10 protein-coding genes are annotated in these 14,767 nt (G+C 69.4%); 7 read left to right on the plus strand and 3 right to left on the minus strand.

Annotated elements, in window-relative coordinates:
* The first annotated feature begins 449 nt into the window (after positions 1-449).
* The 6 genes from AE652_RS06495 (at position 450) to AE652_RS06520 (ending at position 11,084) form a co-directional block, all read left to right on the plus strand.
* On the plus strand, positions 450-7,406 hold the full coding sequence (locus AE652_RS06495; protein ID WP_159028380.1) for an RHS repeat-associated core domain-containing protein: 6,957 nt from the start codon (positions 450-452) through the stop codon (positions 7,404-7,406).
* A gap of 276 nt (positions 7,407-7,682) precedes the next feature.
* Entirely contained in the window at positions 7,683-8,114 is a 432-nt protein-coding gene (locus tag AE652_RS06500) for a hypothetical protein (RefSeq protein ID WP_049650194.1), read from the plus strand.
* Positions 8,115-8,676: 562 nt separating this feature from the next.
* Complete coding sequence (locus tag AE652_RS06505; protein WP_049650195.1) at positions 8,677-9,357, plus strand: hypothetical protein; 681 nt, start codon at positions 8,677-8,679, stop codon at positions 9,355-9,357.
* 91 nt (positions 9,358-9,448) lie between these two features.
* Positions 9,449-9,667, plus strand: coding sequence for a hypothetical protein (locus tag AE652_RS06510; RefSeq protein WP_049650196.1), 219 nt, complete (start codon positions 9,449-9,451; stop codon positions 9,665-9,667).
* A 478-nt stretch (positions 9,668-10,145) separates the two neighbouring features.
* Positions 10,146-10,658 (plus strand): hypothetical protein, encoded by a 513-nt coding sequence (locus tag AE652_RS06515; protein ID WP_159028381.1) that lies wholly within the window; start codon positions 10,146-10,148, stop codon positions 10,656-10,658.
* Positions 10,659-10,835: 177 nt separating this feature from the next.
* Positions 10,836-11,084: a hypothetical protein gene (locus AE652_RS06520; RefSeq protein ID WP_159028382.1), complete on the plus strand. Its 249-nt coding sequence runs from the start codon at positions 10,836-10,838 to the stop codon at positions 11,082-11,084.
* A 58-nt stretch (positions 11,085-11,142) separates the two neighbouring features.
* Here AE652_RS06520 and AE652_RS06525 read toward each other — a convergent pair whose 3' ends face one another.
* Both AE652_RS06525 and AE652_RS06530 read right to left on the minus strand, forming a co-directional pair.
* Positions 11,143-12,435: an acetylhydrolase gene (locus tag AE652_RS06525; protein WP_234348250.1), complete on the minus strand. Its 1,293-nt coding sequence runs from the start codon at positions 12,433-12,435 to the stop codon at positions 11,143-11,145.
* A gap of 216 nt (positions 12,436-12,651) precedes the next feature.
* Positions 12,652-13,614, minus strand: a complete 963-nt coding sequence (locus tag AE652_RS06530; protein WP_049650199.1) for a phosphatidylinositol-specific phospholipase C — start codon at positions 13,612-13,614, stop codon at positions 12,652-12,654.
* A 228-nt stretch (positions 13,615-13,842) separates the two neighbouring features.
* Here AE652_RS06530 and AE652_RS06535 point away from each other — a divergent pair, with 228 nt between their 5' ends.
* Positions 13,843-14,109: a hypothetical protein gene (locus AE652_RS06535; protein ID WP_053111985.1), complete on the plus strand. Its 267-nt coding sequence runs from the start codon at positions 13,843-13,845 to the stop codon at positions 14,107-14,109.
* A gap of 36 nt (positions 14,110-14,145) precedes the next feature.
* Here AE652_RS06535 and AE652_RS06540 read toward each other — a convergent pair.
* The coding region (locus tag AE652_RS06540; protein ID WP_049650200.1) for a methyltransferase domain-containing protein at positions 14,146-14,767 on the minus strand (622 nt) is incomplete at its 5' end.

Below are 14,767 nucleotides of genomic sequence, written 5' to 3' on the forward strand. Positions count from 1 at the left end.
GTGGCGACAGCGGTCCGTGACGGATATCTGGAACGGCGCGCTTCGGAGGTGGCTCCGAGCGGAGCGGCAGGCATGGTGAAGTCCCCCCACGTGAGATGTCCTGATCTAGCCTGACCAGGCGGGATCTGACTCTGCAGAGGATGTGTGCAGAGGCGCCCAGCAAACTACCGCTGCCGGTCAAAGGATCGTCAACTTCTTATTTCTGTAGACGTGTCCGATTTGGTGGGTCGTCCGCCAATTTTCTCGAATGTGATATCGATCACATCCTCAGCCTTTCCTCAATTTGCTCGACCATTGGATGGTTTGTCCCCTACCCTCCTGCGAGATCCCGTCCGCATCGACCAGCGGTGCGGACTCTTCTTGGGGGGGTAAAAGTGTCTTCCGAAGTAGAAAGACCACCCGGTGAATCCGGATGGGGTGATTCCCCGTCACGGTGGCGCAAGCCTCGAATGGCAATTCTGGGTTCCTTCGCCGTGTTGAGCATGCTGGCCGCGCCGCTCGGTACCGCAGTCGCGGCCCCCGCGGATGGGGGCAAGGGCAAGGTCTGGTCGCCGCCGAACACGCCGCTCCAGCGGACGGCCTCGGTGCCCGGGACGACGGACAAGTCCAAGGCTTCCTCGCCGAACACCGGCTCGCCGGACTGGGTGCCACCGAAGAGCGTGCCGCAGCCGAAGCACGGCACGGCGGTGGTCGCCCTGGACACGCCGACCGACCGGGACGCCGGCGCGGCGGACGGGCGGGAGTCTGTCGTCGGCGCGTCGAAGCAGGCGGGCGACCTGCCGGTCTGGGTGGCTCCGGTCGCCCGCGCCGGCGACGCCGCTGCTGCCGCGCCCGTGCAGGTGAAGCTCGCGGCCGCGCCGGGCTCCGGTCCGGACGCGGGTGCGCCGACGACACTGGTGGCGCTGTCGCGGAGCGGCGACGGGGCCCAGCCGGGGAAGGTCCGGATCGGGCTCGACCTGGGATCGTTGGGTTCCGGTGGCGACTTCGCGCACAGGGCCGGGTTGGCGGTTCTGCCGGAGTGTGCGTTGACGACGCCGGACGCCGACGGCTGCCAGGCGCGTACGCCGGTCGCCTCGCACTACGACGAGCAGGCCAAGCGACTCGTGGCGGACATCGACCTGCCCGCCACCACGACCGGCTCGGCCGAGGGGCAGCGCGCTCAGGCCAAGTCCGCGGGTGCGCCGGCACTGGCCGCCGCTCCCGCGCAGGTGGTGCTGGCACTCACCGCCGCTCCTTCCAGCGGGACCGGCACCTACAGCGCGACGTCGCTGTCGCCGAGCCAGGCGTGGGCGGCGGGCAGCGGCTCGGGGTCGTTCACCTACAGCTACCCGATCGTGACCCCGTCGACTCTCGGAGGTGCCGCTCCCACGTTGGCGCTGGGTTACGACTCGGCGTCGGTGGACGGGAAGACGGCATCGACGAACGCGCAGGCGTCGTGGATCGGTGACGGCTGGGACCTGAGTTCCGGATTCGTCGAGCGGGGCTACCGGACGTGCGACAAGGCCGGCATCCCCGGCTCGGGTGACCAGTGCTGGGGCGGTGCGAACCTGACGCTGTCGCTGGGCGGCCACTCCGGTGAGCTCGTTCCGGAGCCCTCCTGCACGGCCGGTAACGGTGTCGACGAGCAGTCGAAGTGCACCTGGCACCTGAAGAATGACGACGGGACGAAGATCGAGTTCCTGACCGGCGCCAACAACGGCACCTGGAACGGCTCGTACCTGAAGGTGACGGACACCTCGGGAGTGGTCTACTACTTCGGCCTCAACCAGCTTCCGGCGGCCGACGGTTCGCCCAGCAAGGTGGGCCCGGAGAGCAAGTCCGCGTGGACGACGCCGGTGTACTCGCCGAACGCCGGTGACCCGTGCTACGACGCGGCCAAGGGCAAGGGCTCCTGGTGCCAGACGGCGTGGCGCTGGAACCTGGACTACGTGGTCGACCCGCACGGCAACCTGACCACCTACTCCTACACGCCCGAGACCAACGTGTACGCGCGCGGCGGCGCCCAGAACAGCGGGAAGGGCACGAACACGTCGTACACCCGCGGTGGTGTGCTCCTGTCGATCGCCTACGGGCAGCTGTTGTCCGACCAGCTCGCCGCCGGGGGCACGTACCAGGCGGCAGCGAAGATCGACTTCGAGTCGGGGGAGCGCTGCCTGGCCGACGCCAAGGCCTGCGACCCTTCGCAGCGCACGGCGGCGAACGCGGCGAACTGGCCGGACGCCCCGCTGGACAAGCAGTGCCAGGACACCGGGACGTGCACCAACTTCCTTCCGACGTACTGGTCGACGAAGTGGCTGAACGGGATCACGACGACGATCCGTTCGGGCGGCACGTACCGACCGGTGGACCACTACGACCTGAAGCACGTGTTCAAGACGCCGGCGAACGCGACGGACAACGCGCCGATCGCCTGGCTGCAGTCGGTGAAGCGCACGGGCAAGGACACCGCCAACGGCCAGTCCGAGCAGGCGCTGCCGGAGATGACCTTCGTCGACGAGCTGCTGCCCAACCGGGTCGACGGTCTGGTGCCCGCGCGTCCGCGGTACTACCGCCCGCGTCTGGCGGTCATCACCACCGAGACCGGCGGCACGATCCTGGTGTCGTACGCCAAGGAGTCCTGCTCGCGCACGGCCGGGAGGATGCCGGCCTCGGCGGATGGCAACGACAGGAGCTGCTTCCCGGTGAAGTGGTTCGACACCGGAGTGCAGACGACGGTGGACGACTGGTTCCTGCGGTACCCGGTGGAGACGGTCACCGTCGACCCGAACGCCAAGCTGATCACCGGCGCGGTGTCGACGACGACCTCCTACGTGTACGGCCCCGCCGCGTGGCACCGCAACGACAGCGCGCTGGCCGAGTCGGACTACCGCACCTGGGACCAGTTCCGCGGCTACGCCAGCGTCACCACGGTGACCGGCTCCGGCAAGGACGGGCCGCAGGCGAAGTCGACCACCAGCTACTACCAGGGCATGGACGGCGACTACAAGGCGGACGGCAAGGCCAAGGCCGCTTCCGTCGCGGGCGTGAAGAGTGGCGGACGGGCCGACTCCGACTGGCTGTTCGGTCAGATCCTGGAGACGGACAGCTACGCGGACGCGTCCGCCGACCCGGCTTCGCCGCTCTCGTACACGGTGAACACGTACGAGGCCCCCGTGGCGAAGGCCACGCGCACGCGGGCCGGACTGCCGGACCTGGTGGCCCGGTACCAGGCGACCAAGGTCACCTCGACCACCACGGCAGTGACCACGACTGGTACTCGCACCACCTCGACCGCGACCACCACTGACCCCGATAGCAACAACCGGGTCACCACCTCGCTGAGCACGGCCGACGGCACGTCGGATGTGTGCACCCGCTACCGCTACGCGGCTGCGGCGAACCGGCAGATGACCGGTCTGGTCTCCGAGGTCTTCGTGATCTCCGGCGCCAACGCCTGCACCGTCAACGCGTCGCCGGCCAACACGATCTCCGACACCCGCACGCTCTACGACGGCCAGGACTTCGGCACTGCCGGAGCCAAGGGCGAGGCCACCGGAACCCAGGTACTGGACCACTACGACGCCAACGGTGCGGCCCAGTACGTCCTCAAGGCCACGGCCGGCTACGACACATACGGCCGCACCACGGCCGCCACGGACCCGACGGTCACCGACAAGGCCAACCCCGGCGGCGCGACCGTGACGACCGCGTACAGTTCGGCGAGCCCGGGCGAATTGCCCACCAAGGTGGTCACCGGTAGCCCGGCCCCGGCCGGTGCACCCGACGCGGGCACGCCCCGCACGACCACGGTCACGTTGAACCCAGCCCGCGGTCTGGCGCTCACCACGAGCGACCCCAACGGCCGGACCGTGACCAAGACCTATGACGGGCTGGGCCGACTGAAGGCGGCCTGGGCTCCGGGACAGGACACGGCGAGCAACGCCAACGCCACCTACGACTACGCCGTCAACGGCACGTCGTCACCGTCCACCACAACGACGAACTCGCTGCGTCCGGACGGCAAGACGTACGGGAAGTCGGTGCAGATCCTGGACGGTCTGGGCCGCCTGGTGCAGACCCAGGGCGATCCCGCGGTCTCCTCCTACCACGGCCGCCTGATCACGGACACGTTCTACGACTCGCAGGGGCGCGTCAACCGGAAGTACAACAACTACTACGAGGACACCACCACTCCGAACACCACCCGGTGGATCCCCGAAGGCGCGAAGGTGCCGAGCGCGAGCGTGATCCAGTTCGACGGCCTGGGGCGAGCGGTGAGCACGCAGTTCGTGGCGCTGGGCACGCTGCAGACCACGAACACCACGGCGTACCCGGGGGCGGACCGGGTCGACGTGTCGCCGCCGAGTGGCGCGACCGCGACCAGCACCGTGACCGACGCCCGTGGCCGCACCGCGCAGCTGTGGCAGTACCGGACACCGACGGCGACCGGCAACCCGGCCGACGCCGACGTCACCACGTACACCTACAACGCGAACGGCCAGCCGGCGACCCGGGTGGACGCCGCAGGCAACACCTGGAGCCTCGCCTACGACCAGCGCGGCCGCCTGGTGAAGAACGACGACCCGGACTCCGGTGTGTCGACACGTACGTATGACGCGGGCGGACGGGTCGCGACCACGACGGACGCGCGTGGGCAGACGATCGCGATGACGTACGACCTGCTCGGCCGCAAGACGGGTACGTTCAGTGGCACGACGGACCCGGCGAACCAGCTGACCGGCTTCACCTACGACACCGTGGCCAAGGGGCAGGCCAGTTCCTCGACCCGCTACGTCGGTGGTGCCGGGGGCGCGGCTTACACCAAGTCCGTTGGCGAGTTCGACGCTGCCTACCGTCCGACGAAGACCACCGTCGCCATCCCGGGCAGCGAGGTCGGCAAGACCGGGCAGGTGACGTTCGACTACACGGCGGCGTACAACCCTGTCAGTGGCTCCATCATCGCTGACGGGCGCGCCGCGGCGGGTGACCTGGCGCAGGAGTCGATCAACTACAACTACGAGTCCTATGGCGAGCTCAACGACATCAGTGGGGCCGGTTACACCTATCTGCGGCAGGCGGACTGGGATGCCTACGGGCGTAACATCCGTACCACGATGAACCCGTGGGGCACGCAGATCGTCGCGACGAACACGTACGACGAGCCGACCGGGCGCGTGCTGACCCAGTACGTCGACAAGCAGACCGCCACCACCGGTACCGTCCAGAACACCACCTACGCGTACGACCCGGCGGGCCAGATCACCGCGATCCGGACGATCCCGAACAACACTCCGGCCGCGACCGACCTCCAGTGCTTCACCCACGACTACCTGGGCCGACTGACCTCGGCCTGGTCGGACACGGGGAAGCTGAACCAGCCGACGCCGTCGCTCGCCGGGCAGGGCGCGTGCGCCAACGCGACGCCGACCAATGGTGCGGTCGCTCCGGCGAAGACCACGGTGGGCGGGAGCGCGGCGTACTGGCAGGACTACACCTACGACGCGGTCGGCAACCGCACGAAGCTGGTCATGCACAACCCGACCGGCGACGTCTCGAAGGACCTGACGATCGACCAGGCCTTCCCGGCCCCGGGCACCCGCAACACGCCGACCACCGCGGCCGGCACGGGTGGCGGCACCGGCGGTCCGCACGTGCCGACGACGGTGAAGTCCACCTTCCCGAACAACGGCAGCACCCCCGGGAGCAACCAGTACGACGCGGCCGGGAACACCACGAAGATCGCCAACCCGGCCGCCACCAAGACGCTGGGCGCGGGCTTCGTGCTCAACTCCGGTGAGTCGGTGCGCTCCAACTCCACTCAGCTGACCATGCAGACCGACGGCAACCTCGTGCTGACCTCGCTGCGCACCGGCCTGGTGACCTGGTCGACCAACACCCAGAACCACCCGGGTGCCTGGGCGACCATGCAGGACGACGGCAACTTCGTGGTCTACGACCCGCAGCGCGTGCCGCTGTGGTCCTCGCAGACCTGGATCGGGGCGAACAGCAAGTACTTCGCGGTCGTCCAGGACGACGGCAAGTTCATCGTCTACGCGCCGGGCTGGGTGTCCAAGTGGGGCACCTCCACTTGGAACGCCGTGGACGCGGCCAACGGCACGGAACTGACCTGGGACGCCGAGGGCAAGCTCGCCTCGATGAAGCAGGGCACCTCCACCACCGGCTACCTCTACGACGCGGACGGCAACCAGCTGATCCGCCGCAACCCGGGCAAGATCACGGTCAACCTCGGCGGCGGAGACGAACTCGTCTACGACACCGGCAGCAAGACCAGCACCGGCACCCGCTACTACACCATGCCCGGCGGCGTCACCCTGGTCCGCCAGGGCCCGACCAAGCTCACCTACCAGTTCACCGACCACCACAACACCGGCACGCTCTCCATCGACTCGGCCACCAGTGCCGAGACCCGCCGCTGGACCGACCCGTTCGGCGTCCTGCGCGGCTCCGGCGCGGCCAACTCCTGGGCCGGCGACAAGGGCTACGTCGGCGGACTCAAGGACGACATCACTGGCTTCACCAACCTCGGCGCCCGCCAGTACCAGCCGGGCACCGGCCGCTTCCTCAACCCCGACCCGCTACTCCTCCCCGAGGACCCGCAGCAGTGGAACGCCTACGCCTACAGCAACAACAGTCCGGTCAACAAGACCGACCCCACCGGCATGGCGCTTGAGGAGTGCGCGAGCGGCTTCGCCAAGTGCACCAACATGGGCACCAAGCTCACTGAAGAGACGAAGTGGCAGGGCCCGAACTACGACAAGATTGTTGCGGACAACAAGGCTGGAGAGGCCTACCGGCAGCAGGGGTTGGAGGAGTACCTCAACAGCCCGCCGCCGTTGGGTTCGCCTAGGAACAACAAGAAGCCGAAGCCTGACCGTGCCTATGACGTGAGCAAGAACCGGCCCGATGGTGGCACCGATGTCCTCGCAACCTCGACGAAGAGTACCTACGAGGACTACATTGACAAGAACGTCGGGGCTGATATCCGGACCGCGGATGCGGACGGGCCGCTCGCGCTCGTTGACAGCAGAACGAAGACCAAGCAGTGGACCAAGCAGCTTGCGAGCAAGGTGAGCAAGTCGGAGGGGCGCAAGATCGCCGGATCGGCGGATTTCTATGGCGTCCTCAAGGTCGACGGCGAAATCAACTGGAACGACAGCACGGAGGATAGTACCCAGACGTCCGAGGCGACGACCGACGCGGACACGACCACCGAGTCACGGAACCTGATGGTCAAGAAGGGGCAACAATACGGGTTCGCGCCGTCTTTCCGGAAATGGAGCTACCGGACGACCTACTATCATTCGGACGGCAGTGTGACAACGAAGGATTGGGCAACCTACGAGATGCTCAACTGGAACCGCGTCACCTTCGACTCCTCGCCCGAGCTGGTCCTAGGTAGGAATTGATGGGCCATGGAGTCTCCGGTTCGAGCAGGCGCAAATTTTCGCCCACGGGAGGTGAGTGATGTGACGGGACGTTCGGCGATATTCTGTGTTGTCCTCGCAGGTCTGTTGTGCGGTGTAAGTGCGTGCACCGGGGCGTCCGGAGGCGACGGGTCGGTCGCCACTGGTGGGACCGCATCGACGGCTACGGCTCAGCACACCTTCCCGGAGAGCTACAAGAAGCTGATCCTTCGTACCGCGAAGGCGGACGGGACGGCACCAGCGGGTGACCGGTTTACGGTGATCGAGTTCGACGGCGGGTACGACCCGCAGCTGATCTGGCAGCCGGAGGAGACCGGTGGTCTCTGCATCGCATCGGAGGTCGTCGCGTCCGGGAGATGCAAGACTGAGAAGCAGATTGCCGAGGAACGGGTTCCCGGAGTCGGCATCTTCGGAGACTCCGGGCTGTTCAACCGCGAGGAGGATCCATGGTGGGCAGTGCAGGTGATGGCCAGCGGTGAGACGATCGACCATCTCTCCTGCCAGGGAAGGAACTTCCCGGTGCGTCAGGTGTACTCGATCAGCCTGGCCGGCGCCCAGCGCACCGTCTACACCGCCATCATCCCAAGGAGTCTTCAAGGTGAGTACCGGGTGGCCGTCCAGCGAGACGGGCAGTCGGAAGAAGAACGGCTCGACCTCGGTCTGGAGAAGGGCTACGCCGTTCAGTGCTGAGCCGACGTAGTCGGTATGTGTGACGGTGGCGGGGCGGCCTTCGGGGCTGTCCCGCCACCGGTGTTTGGTGAGGCCCTTGAGCTGGCGGAGTCTGTGAGGGACCTTCGAACCCTGTATTGGAGCGATGGCTGGGACTCGGGTCGCAGCCCTACCGATATCGGCGTCTTGTACGACGGTGTCACGGGGGACTTCCGGCCTGGCTGGCCGGGGTCGCGACGGTCACTCCGGGACCAGGGATGGGCTGGCCGATCCCCTACGCCTTGGGTGCCCTCGTGATGGTCTCCGCGACGGGGCTTGTCGGGACGTGCTAAGGCTGGTCGATATGGGTGCCCGCCAAGGGCCGTCCTATCGGCAATAGCCCGAGGATCACGAAGCTGCGTCGAACCGGTCTCCGGGAATCTTCCCATCCGTTCGTCGCGTGGGGCGTCCCTGCGTACTTGTTCAGGGGCGGAAGGGGGTTGGTGACGATTGATGGGCACGAGGACCTGGCTTCTGGAGGGGAGGTGGCTCGCGTGGCGGGATCCTGACGCGCGCGGTGGGACGAGCGGGAGACCGGTCTTCGGTGGGGGAGGCGATTCGCGTGATAGGGCATTCGATGGTGTTCCGGGTGGTTCTGGTGGGGCTGCTGTGTGGCGCCAGTGCGTGCACTGGGGCGTCCGGTGGGCACGGCGGGGCGTCGGCGGGCGCCGTGTCCGGTGGGGTGGCGGCCGAGGTCGCGTGGCCGCTCGGTGAGGAAGGGGCGACGCTCTCGGAGGTCGAGAGGCGGCGGATCCTGCGATCGGCCGCGGAGAACGGCTGGGCTCCGGCCGGTGGCGAGGCCACGGTGGTCCGGTACGACAGCGGGTACGGCCCGGGGCTGATCTGGCGGGCGAAGGGGACCGGCGCGGTCTGTTCGGGATCGTCGCGTGGCTCGGGTCCCTGTGTTCCGCTGGCGGACATCGCCGCGAGGCCGAACCCGGGCGTCGGAATCTTCATCGGCGCCGCCTACTACGAGGGGAAGTGGTCGGTCATGCTGTTGTCCAGCGGTGAGACGGTCGATCGGGTCATGTGCCAGGGGCGGAGCTTTCCGGCGCGGCGGGCGTACGAGGTCACGGTCGACGGCGTGCTCCACACCGTCTACACGGTGTCGATACCGCGCGGACTCCAGGGCGAGTACCGGGTGGCCGTCCGACGGGACGGGCAGCCGGCCGAGGACCGCGTGACGCTCAACATGGATCGGGTCGCCGGCCCGGCGCGGTGCTGACCGGGCGGGCGAGGCAGCGGACTGGGCTTGGTAGGGTCCGCGGGTCGGGTTCCTGCCGCCGCTACCGCCCTGGACCGTCCGGGAGATCCTTGTGCGCATCCTCGTTGCTCTGGCGTTCCTGATCCCCCTGTTCCTCGGAGTGGCCATGGTCACGGACTACCGAGGTTTCTCGAAGTGGTTCACGCAGCCCTCCGGGAGGTCCTCCAAGGACGGGCCGGCCGGCATCCACCTGGTCGTGGGGTGGGGGTTCACCGTCCTCTCGAGCGTCATGGTCATACGCATACTCGTGTCGCTCTTCTTCAACAAGTGAGCCGCTGAGTTCCGCCGCGGAGGCGATCCCGGGTGCGTTCCGGGCCGCTGACGTGGAACGGTGGGTCATCCGTGAGCGTCCCATCCGATGATCGGGTGGGACGCCCACGGCGTTCATCCGGAGGCGAAGCGGTGCCGGTCCCGGCCCGGGCCGCCGGGGGAGGAACAGGTGACCGTGCTGTGAGGGGCTTCCCGAAGTCGCGGGAGGGGTGGTCCTACTGGCGGGCCTCCTGCTGATCGTCAGAGCGTAGTTCGCCCGGCGCTGATCCGGCAGGCCGAGAAGACTGGGGCCGTCCGGTCGGCGGTGCCATGGCGAAGTCTTGAGCAATGCGTACGGGGGGATGAGTCACGTGGTGGGACGTTCCATGAGGGTGAGCGCTGTTCTCGTGGGTCTGGTGTGTGCTGCCAGTGCGTGCAGCGGGGGTGGGGCCGGAGGGGTGGCGGGCAAGGGTGTCACGTCGGCGCCCGTGGTCCGGCCGGTGTTTGCGGAGAGCTCGAAGCAGGTGATCCTGCGGACGGCGAAGGAGAACGGGACGGCGCCGGCGGGTGATCGGTTCACGCTGGTCGAGTACGACGGCGGGTACGGGCCGGAGCTGATCTGGCAGGCGGAGCGGACCGGGGGTCTGTGCGCCGCGTCGGAGAGCGTCATGGCGGGTTGGTGCGAGACGGTGGAGGAGACCTCCGGGCGGCGGGTTCCCGGCGTCGGCGTCTTCGTGGACCCGGGGCTGCGCGAACGCGACGGGGAGGCGTCGTGGGTGGTGCGGGTGATGGCCAGCGGTGAGACGATCGACCGTCTGTCGTGCCAGGGAAGGGAGTTCCCGGTCCGTCAGGTGTACGCGGTCGACCTGGCCGGGGCCCGGCGCACCGTCTACACCGCCTCGATCCCGAGGAATCTCCAGGGGGAGTACCGGGTGTCCGTCCAGCGGGACGGGAAGCCGGACGAGGATCGTCTCGACCTCGGCTTCGAGAAAGGCCGTGTCGTGCAGTGCTGAGGGGCCGGCCGCCCTCGGGCCCGCTGCACGGGCGGAATCTGCCTGGCCGACGCCGAACTGCTGAAGCGCCGTTTCCCGCAGCTGGGTTCGCTGTCGGCGGCGATGTGGGTCGGTCGGGTGCTGACGCAGAACTCCGTGACGTGGGTTCCCGGGCCGACCGACGTGAGTGTGCAAGGGGTGGCACGGGTCGAGTCGGCGACGCTGGCGGAGATCACGGCGAACGGGACGTGGGAGGAGGTCTCCATCGGGTGCGGTGTCCCGGAGGAGATCGCCGCCGAGGTGGGTGACCCGACCAGGTGGCTCCACAGCAGGGCCTTCGACGAGTCGGTCACCCGGACCCAGTACTCGGGGAGCTTCTCCTTCGACAAGCAGACTGGCCGGGTCTACTTCTGCGCGGTCAACCCGAAGACCAGGGAGGGGAGTTGAGCGTCTGCGGGCCTTGCGGGCGGCCGTACCCCCGTGACGGCCGCCCGCCGTACCGGGGCTACGGGTGGTAGACGACCTCCGGGAAGGCCGTCGACGGTCCGTCGAGCAGGTTGCCGCAGTGCCGGCCCCGCAGGTGGAGGTCGAAGAAGGCGCGCGGGTAGGCCTGTTGGACGAGGACGCCGCGGTCGGGGTCGAGGGTGCCGACCTGGGACTGGATGTCCTGCTCGGTCATGCCGAGCAGCTTGCCCGCCTGCGGGATCAGCGTCATGTTGTCGCCGTAGGAGCTGTGGATGGCGCCGGTGGCCTGGACGTCGAGGCGCCAGCCGCGCAGGTGGCCCCAGAAGGTCTCGATGAACGGGCTGGTGGCCCGGGTGTAGCGGGCGGTCATCATCATGAACGGCCGGTCGATGTCGGTGGTGATGGCGGGGTTCGACTCCATCCGCCCGTCCAGGGTGAGCCCGGCGCGGATGCGCTGGTCGGCGACCATGGCGAGGCCGACGGCGGTGCCGCCCTTGGACCAGCCGAAGGCGCCCATGTTCCGCGCGTCCAGGTTGCCGAGCAGGCCGGTCGGCAGGGTGCGGCCGTCGACGTCGGGGTTGCGGCCGTTGGCGAGGTCGACGACGCGGTCGAGGAGGAAGAGCAGGTCGGCGGCGTAGTCCTTCGGGGCCAGCCCCGGGGCGACGCCGTCCCGGGTGACGACGGTGCCGTCGGGGAACTCGGTGAATCCGTCGTGGGTGTGGTCGACGGTGACGACGGCGAAGCCGTGGCTGGCCAACTCCTGGACCACGATGGTGTGGTCGGCGCGGTGGCTGCCCGCGCCGTGCGAGTAGACGATGACGGGCAGCGGCCGCCCGGCCCGGTGGACGGGGGCGCCCTGGTGGCCGGCGGTGAGCGGGGCGAGTGAGAGGGGGAGGGGGAAGCCGGCGTCGTCGAGGAAGGCCTTCAGGGCGCCGTCGGTCATCCAGGGGGCGAGCGGGTACGCGTCGGCGGCCGCGGCCCGGGCCGGGTACCAGACGGTGGCCATCAGTTCGCGGAACTTTCCGGGCCGGGCGTTCGGGTCGAGCCGGGACTCGTCGCGCAGGTGCAGCGGCACCATGCCCACGGGGAAGGGGCCGGTGGGCGCGGGCAGGGTGAGGCGGCCGGGGGAGCCGGGGCCGGTGCCCGTGGAGGAAGCGGGGGTGGAGGCGGGGGCGGCCGAGGCGGCGTGGGCGAGGCCCAGCGGCGCGACGGCGCCCAGTGCGAGGGCGGTGCCGAGCATGCGGCGGCGGCTCGGTCCGGTGGGGCGGGCGGTCGGCGTGCTGTCCATCGGCGTGGTGCCCGTCGGCGTCGTGTCCATCGGCGTGGTGTCCATGCGCGGAACGCTGTCACGGGGGGCGCGGGGGCGGCATCGGCCTGCGGATTGATGATCCGTCACCCGGCATTGGCCCACGGGTTTACATCCCCGGGCTGATGCGGAACGGGCGTGCGCGGGGTCTCGCGAAGGGCGGCCCCGAGGGCGTGCGGTCGACGTCTCGGCCCCCTCGGGTGCGGGAGGGGGCCGAGGGGGAGGGCGCCGTTGCCGATGTGCCTAGACGAAGTTCTTGTCGATCAGCATCTGCAGCACGTTGACGTGGAAGTCCGGGAAGTCCATCGGCACGATGCCGAACCGGGCGCGCTGCTGGGTGCGGGCGTTCAGGTACGGGTAGATGCTGCGGTCCATCAACGCCTGAGAGCTGGTCTTGGGCCAGTAACCACCGGCGTACGAGAGGAAGTTGACGAACATCTTCGAGTAGCCCGGGTTGAGGAAGGCCTTGTCGAACTGGGCGACGATGCGCTGGCCCTTGGTCCCCAGGGGGTCGGTGCCGCCGGTCTGCCAGAGGTCCTGGGTGTCGAAGTAGCCGTTCTCGCCGCTGGACCAGTCGATCAGGCCCCACGGGTTGGTGAAGTCGGCGATCAGGACGACCTTCCCCCGGGCGGTGGCGAGGGTCGGCCAGCCGTAGAAGTGGAACAGGCCGCGGTAGCCGAGCCCGTCGAGGTAGTGGTTGATCCGCCGCATGAACTCGGTGTCGTCGAGCGCCTGGCCGCCGGCGCGCTCGTTGCGCAGGCGCATCAGGACGGTCTCGCCGGGGTGCGAGCGGAGGAAGGAGCGGCACTGGTCGAGCACGTCCTGGAGCCGGATGTGCTGGTAGTTGTCCGAGTGGTAGATCCCGAGTTCGTCGGGCGCGCCCTGGAGGCCGTTGCAGCGGATGTCGAGGAAGCGGACGCCCTCGGTCAACTGCTGGGGCAGGCCCCAGTTCTGGGTGTGCGACCACTCGGTGCCGTAGGCGGGGTTCTCGCAGCAGGAGTCGTGGGTGCCGGGGATGGTGAGGTCCAGGAGGGAGGTGCTGCCGTTCAGGCGGCTCATCCAACTGTCGGTCGGCAGCCCGCGCGGGGTGGTCGAGGCGGCGGCGGAAGGGGAGGCCGAGGCGCTGCCCGGGAGGGCGAGGCCTCCGAGGGCGGCGGCGCCGAATCCCGCGCCCCAGCTGAGGAGTTCACGACGTGCGATGCCCATGGTGCGGCTCCTTGGGGTCCAGTCGGTCCGGGGTCGATCCGGGGTTGATCCGGGGTCGGTCCGGTCGGTCGTACGAGTTGTGCGAGGCGTGCGAGTGGTGCGCTTGTCATCTTGGAGCACGCGGCCACTGCTTTGGCAGGTTCACGACGCCGGTAATCCGGGGCCGGCCGGCCCCGGCGGGGTGAAGATCGAAATGCGCGGACGGCCGCCGCCCGCCACGGTGGGACCGTGGCTGCGATCGTCGTCCTCTTCGAACTGGCCCCGGACCAGGCCCTCGGCCCCGAGGGCGTCGGGCCGGGCGTGGTCGCGGTGCACGCCGCCGGCCAGGACCCGGACGTCCCGGAGGACCCGCAGGCGCGCACCCTCTGCGGGCTGGACACCGCGCCGATGGAGCACGCCCACTACCGCCCAGCCCGGCCGGGCGAGCCGTGGTACCCGCCCGAGCTGGAGCAGCAGCGGTGCCGGCTCTGCGAGGCGGCGCTGCACCGGCTCTGAGAGTCCTGAGGATCAGGAGAACGTTCGAGCGGCCGGTCAGCGGGGCCGGTGGGCGATCGCGGCGAACATCGTCACCGACAGGTGGAACGCCCCGTGCCCGGCGGCCGCGTCGAGGTCGGCGTAGAGCCGTTCGCACTGCTCCTCGGTGAGCAGGCCCCGGCCGACGGCCGCCGCGCCGAGGCCGCGGACGATCGGCCGGCTGACCGTGTGGGGGTCGTGCAGGAGGACGTCGGCGCCGAGGGTGTCGACGGTCAGCCCGGCCTCGACCAGCCAGCCCGCGAGGCTGCGCCCGGCCTCCGGCTGGGCGGCGGCGCCCTGGACGACGGCGGCCAGCGCGGGACGGACGTCCGGGGCCACCGGGTGCAGCACGAAGGTCGACCAGTCGGTGTCCAGCAGCGCGACCCGGCCGCCCGGGCGCAGCACCCGGGCCATCTCGGTGACGGCCTTCGCCGGGTCGGTGAGGTGCTGGAGAACGCGCTCGCACCAGACCGCGTCCAGCCCGCCGTCGGTCAGCGGCAGCGCCTGCGCGTCGCCGTCCAGGAAGCGGGCCGGGCTGCCGGCCTCGGTGGTGCGCCGCTCGGCGACGGCCCGCAGGCCGGGGTGCGGTTCGACGCCGATCGCGCTTCCCGTGCTGCGGCCGGCCGCACCGCCCTCCGGG

The organism is Kitasatospora sp. MY 5-36 (assembly GCF_001182915.1).
Lineage (GTDB): Bacteria > Actinomycetota > Actinomycetes > Streptomycetales > Streptomycetaceae > Kitasatospora.